4 protein-coding genes are annotated in these 4,741 nt (G+C 58.6%); 1 reads left to right on the forward strand and 3 read right to left on the reverse strand.

The window, feature by feature from the left end; translation table 11 throughout:
* Positions 1 to 236: 236 nt before the first annotated feature.
* Genes JNN07_06200 through JNN07_06210 form a run of 3 tightly spaced genes read right to left on the reverse strand, consistent with a single transcriptional unit; the run spans position 237 to position 2,613 of the window.
* Positions 237 to 1,559, reverse strand: a complete 1,323-nt coding sequence (locus tag JNN07_06200; protein MBL9167314.1) for a PQQ-like beta-propeller repeat protein — start codon at positions 1,557 to 1,559, stop codon at positions 237 to 239.
* The gene (locus tag JNN07_06205) at positions 1,525 to 2,181 is read right to left on the reverse strand and encodes an HAD family phosphatase (protein ID MBL9167315.1); all 657 of its coding nucleotides are present in this window, start codon (positions 2,179 to 2,181) and stop codon (positions 1,525 to 1,527) included. Before JNN07_06205 ends, JNN07_06200 begins: the two co-directional genes overlap by 35 nt.
* 12 nt (positions 2,182 to 2,193) lie before the next feature.
* A complete protein-coding gene (locus JNN07_06210) occupies positions 2,194 to 2,613 on the reverse strand; it encodes an EVE domain-containing protein (GenBank protein MBL9167316.1) in 420 nt (139 codons plus the stop codon).
* Between the two features lie 329 nt (positions 2,614 to 2,942).
* Between JNN07_06210 and JNN07_06215 the strand changes: the two genes are divergently transcribed.
* Positions 2,943 to 4,403 carry a DUF1080 domain-containing protein gene (locus tag JNN07_06215; GenBank protein ID MBL9167317.1) on the forward strand — a complete coding sequence of 487 codons (1,461 nt, stop codon included), beginning with the start codon at positions 2,943 to 2,945 and terminating at the stop codon, positions 4,401 to 4,403.
* The last annotated feature ends 338 nt before the right edge of the window (positions 4,404 to 4,741 follow it).

Raw genomic sequence — 4,741 nt, forward strand, 5'->3', positions numbered from 1 at the left:
CTGACGAACTGATTAGGTTCCTTGAAGCGGTTGACGCAAGTCTCAGAAGCCAGTGGCATCGCTGCGCGATGCTCCGTACTTTTAACAGTTCCGGGGGTGCGAGCACCCCCGGCTAAATTTCTTTGAACCCTGCGGGTTCGGGCCTTGCGGACAAAGTGAGAAAAGCCGGCGTTGCCCAGCTTGTCTAGTCCCCATTTTTGGAGGTAAAGATGAGGTCGTGCCACCGTAGTCCAGATCTATCGCGACTCCGCGGGCCCGGGGCTCCGCAGATCAAAGCAGAACAGGGTGTCCTTACTGCGGGCATAGAAGCGTCCGTCTGAGAACGCAGGGTGGGCACGGGCGAGAAACGGCAGCACTTGGGCGCGCGCCCAGGGCTTGAAGCCTTCCGGACTTGCCGGCGCGAGCACAAGCTCGCCTTTCTCGGTCAGCAGGAGGAGATCCGAACCTACGAGAATCAGATGGCCCGCACCGGTTCGTTTTTGGGTCCATCGGACTTTTCCGGTTTCCACCTCGACGCAGCGGAGGTCGCAGCCTTGCTCCTGTCGGCCATCAAATCCATAGAGGAATCCTTGGTGATGGACCAGGGACGAGTAGTGGCTTGAGATAGCCTCGTCACTTTCCCAGATCTTGGTGGGGCCGGCATCTTCGTATTTCAGGAAGGTGGCGCCGGTTTCGTAGCTGGCGGAGAGTGCGATCCGTCCGTCGACCCACAGAGGGGTGGCGGCACTGACCGAGGCATGAGTGGAAGGGCGCCACGGAAATCGGAAAAACGGTTTTCCAGTGTCAGGATCCAGTGAGGTGAGAGCTTCACGGGTCAGCACTAAGAGTCGTCGCTTTCCTTGGAACGAGACGAGGATAGGGGAGGCATAGCTGGCTTCATCATCCCCGGATTTCCAGCGCAGGTTTCCCGTCGCGAAATCGAGCGCAAGAATGCTCGCGCCGTTCTCTCCGCCGACGTGCAGGATCACCTGTTGGCGATCGATCAAGGGAGACGGAGCCAATCCAAAGAATCCTTTGCGCGCGCCGAATTGCTTTTGAGTGTCCACGCTCCAGATGAGCTTGCCTGCTTGAGTTTCACGGCATTCGGCCCGGCCAGCGGCTCCCAGTGTGACGATTCGATCGCCGGCCAGCGCAGGCGTCGATCGCGGTCCAGGATCAAAACCAAAATCATCCACGTACGCGGTAGGAGTGCCCGATTTCCAAAGGGTCGTGCCTTTGGAGGCATCAAAGCATTCTACGGTTTCTTCGTCCTGCAGCCGATGAAAGAGAAACGCGCGGGTGCCTTGCACCACCGGGCCGCTAAAGCCGTTTCCGACGGGTCGCGACCAGAGTTTGCGCGGTCCTTCCGTTGGCCAGGTGTGCGGGACTGCCTTATCCGCGGCGACTCCGCTGCGCTCGGGACCGAGAAACTGAGCCCAGTCCCCCTGACTGAACCCGGGCAGGAGTAACAATGAACCCAGGATGGATCCAAAGCGGCCTCGCCAGCGACCGCCTTTGGCGATTCGGCTGCTAAGAGAGGGGCCTCTAGTCGCGGAGGAGGAATCGGGCGATCGGGTCATAGGATTCAACGATCTGGTGAGCCTGGTGAAGCGCGGATGCGGGGTAGGTGTTGGTGATGGCGATGACATGCATGCCGGCCGCTCGTCCGGCAGTAACGCCGGCGACGGTGTCCTCGATCACACAGCACGATTCGGGGGGGACCCCCAGCAAGTGTGCTGCCCGCAGGAAGATATCAGGAGAGGGCTTGCCGTGAGCTACGTCCTGCGCGCTGACCACGGGGCCAAAGAAATGTCGAAGATTGCCGATCTCCAGCACTGCGCTGATAACCCGATGCACCGATCCTGATGCCAGAGCGAGGGGATAGCGGGCGGCCAGATCGCGGATGAGGTTTGGAACGGGAGCGAACAAGGGTTTGCGTTCGTGCAGCATCCCGATCAGGCGGCTTTCCTTCAGGTCGGTAAGTTCGTCGAACGTTTGCGAAGGCTGGTGCTTGGCGATGAAGGCTTCCCAGACAGCGCGATCGGACCGGCCGAGGTAGTCGGCGAAATGAATGCCGTGGGTTTGGGCATAGCCCAACTCGTCGAATGTCTGCATGAAGGCCTTTTCATGCAGGGGTTCGCTGTCGACGATCACGCCATCCATGTCGAAAATGATGGCTTGGAAGTTCGGGTGGTCAGACATTGGGCAATGGAACTAGAGTTTGGTTTGAGAGAGGGACAGCAATCGGTCGCATTGTTCAGGGCTGATCGGCGTCACTGAGAGTCGAGTCTGGCGTAGGAGGGCCATGTCCTTCAGCTGGGGATCGGTCTTCAAGGCCTCGAGGGCGATGGGGGACTTCAGCGGTTTGAATGGGACCAAGTCCACCGTAGCCCAATCGCCCTCTTTGGCGGTGGGATCGGGGTAGGCCTCGCGGTCGACCTTGGCCACGCCCACGATCTGTTTTTCGGTGACGCTGTGGTAGAAAAAGACCCAGTCGCCCTTCTTCATCGCTCGAAGGTTGTTGCGGGCCTGAAAATTGCGCACGCCGGTCCACTGGGTTTTCCCTTCTTTCAGGAAGGTCGACCACGAGTAGGCTTCCGGTTCTTGTTTGACGAGCCAGCACTGTTTTCCCATAGCCCGACCTTAAGTGACAGGCCGGGCTTTGGGGAGGAGTTTTTGGTGGGCTTTTCGAATCGCTTCGCGAGGCCTTATGGAGTGCGGCAGCCCTCTGCCGCTTTTGCCTCCCACAGCGGAGCTGGGATCCCCCTCCGGGGGGGGCGAAAAGCTGTAGAGGGCTACAGGACTATGGAACTATAAACCTCGTCGGATCGGTTCCCGATCAACTCCATAACGCTTCGCGAAGCGATCCCATTGCTTTCGTTGTGATGCGTGGATAGTGTTCACTTGTAACCCATGGTGATCACGGCTTCCCCATGGATTCATTGCTCAGCATTCATGAATTTATGAAAGATCATCAGTCCACTCTCCTGCTAACTGTGCGTTGGATCGGTTTTGTTGGATTGCTTTGCTTGGGCACCCTCCCGACGTCGGCAGCCGAGGCTTCGCCGGCGGGGTGGAAGTCCCTGTTCAATGGCCAGGATTTCACGGGATGGGAAAAGTACTTGGCGCCGCTGCCTGGGAGCCGAACTCCTCTCGGAGTGAACAATGATCCGCGGAATGTATTTACGATCTCTCAAGTGGATGGGGCTCCGGCAATTCATGTGTCTGGGGAAGTCTATGGTGCCATCACCACGGCTGACTCCTTCGACAATGTTCACATTCGGTTGGAATACAAATGGGGCCCACGGAAGTGGGCACCTCGAAATGGACCCCGGCACTACCGTGATACCGGTCTACTCTATTGGTGCATCGGACCTCACGGGGCCGGCAGCGACGCCTGGATGCGTTCGGTGGAATGCAACATCATGGAGAAAGGCGTGGGCCAGTGGTGGAGTGTGGCTGGCGTGTATTGCGACGTTGAAGCGGTGAAACTGGTGTTGGACAAGGCTCCGTGGGTTCCCTACCGAGGCGAGGCGGACGGCGAAACGTGTTTCGTCTATCAGCCGGGTTTCCCGCGAACGACGGTGCCGTGGTATGATGGAATCACTCCCTCGGTGGATTACGAGAAGGCGTTTGGCGAGTGGAATGTTTGCGAAGTGGTGGCGTGGGGGAACGTGGGCATCCATTTGTTGAATGGAAAGGTGAATCTGGTGATCACGAATCCTCGCTATCGGGACCAGGGTCGGGAAATTCCCATGCATGCGGGCAAGATCCAGCTCCAGTCCGAAGCTGCCGAAGTCTATTTCCGGAACATTCAGACACGCCCGCTGGATCGCCTTCCCGATGAGTTTTTGTCCTGGGTGCCCCCGCATCAGGATGAGGAGACGGGATTTGTTCCCTTGCTGGGTAAGTCGGCCGATGCTGGATGGGCCCAGAGCGGTCCGGGAAAGTTCACCATCGTTGATGGTATCGCTACCGGCGAGGGAGGCATGGGATTGTGGTGGATGACGAATCGCGCCTTTACCAATTTTGTTTTGCGTGGTGAGTGGATCCAGGAACAGCCCATGGCGGACTCCGGGGTGTTTGTCCGTTTTCCCAATCCGGGAAGCGATCCGTGGGTGGCAGTCAATCGAGGGCACGAATTGGAGATTGGCGATCCGAAGCCCGAACAGCCGACGTGGGCAACTGGATCCTTCTACCCGTTTCAGGCGCCGGTGGCAGTGCCAGTCAAGCCCCCTGGCCAGTGGAATCAGTACGAGTTGACGTGTGTGGGGCACAACTATGCTGTGCGCATCAACGGGCAGTTGGTGAACACGTGGACTGATCGAAAGCAGCGGTCGGCCTCGGGTTACATCGGGTTGCAGAACTACAACGATGGAAAGACGGTGCGGCATCGGAATTTGCGGGTGAAGGATTTGCCGTGAGGGGTGGCGAGCTCCATGACGCCTATGGGGCGCTGATTTTCCCGGACGACGTGCAATGTGGAGTGGCACTATGGAGTGCGGAGACATGTCTCCGCTTTTCCTGCACGCGACGGAGAGGCTGAGGGGACGCCCTATGTGAAGGGGTGCCTCGGATGGGTTGAGGTGGCGTGAAGGAAAAGCGGTGTCGTGCCCTGAGTATTACCCACAAGTTCGGAGGGCTTCCTCCCTATCCCAACGGGATTGCGCCTCAAAGCCCAGGGTTGGGAGGAACGAGCTACCCTGGAAAACGCCATAGAATCCACAACCCCATCGTGGGTTGCGAACCCTGTGGGGCTTCA

It is taken from the genome of Verrucomicrobiales bacterium, assembly GCA_016793885.1.
GTDB lineage: Bacteria > Verrucomicrobiota > Verrucomicrobiia > Limisphaerales > UBA11320 > UBA11320.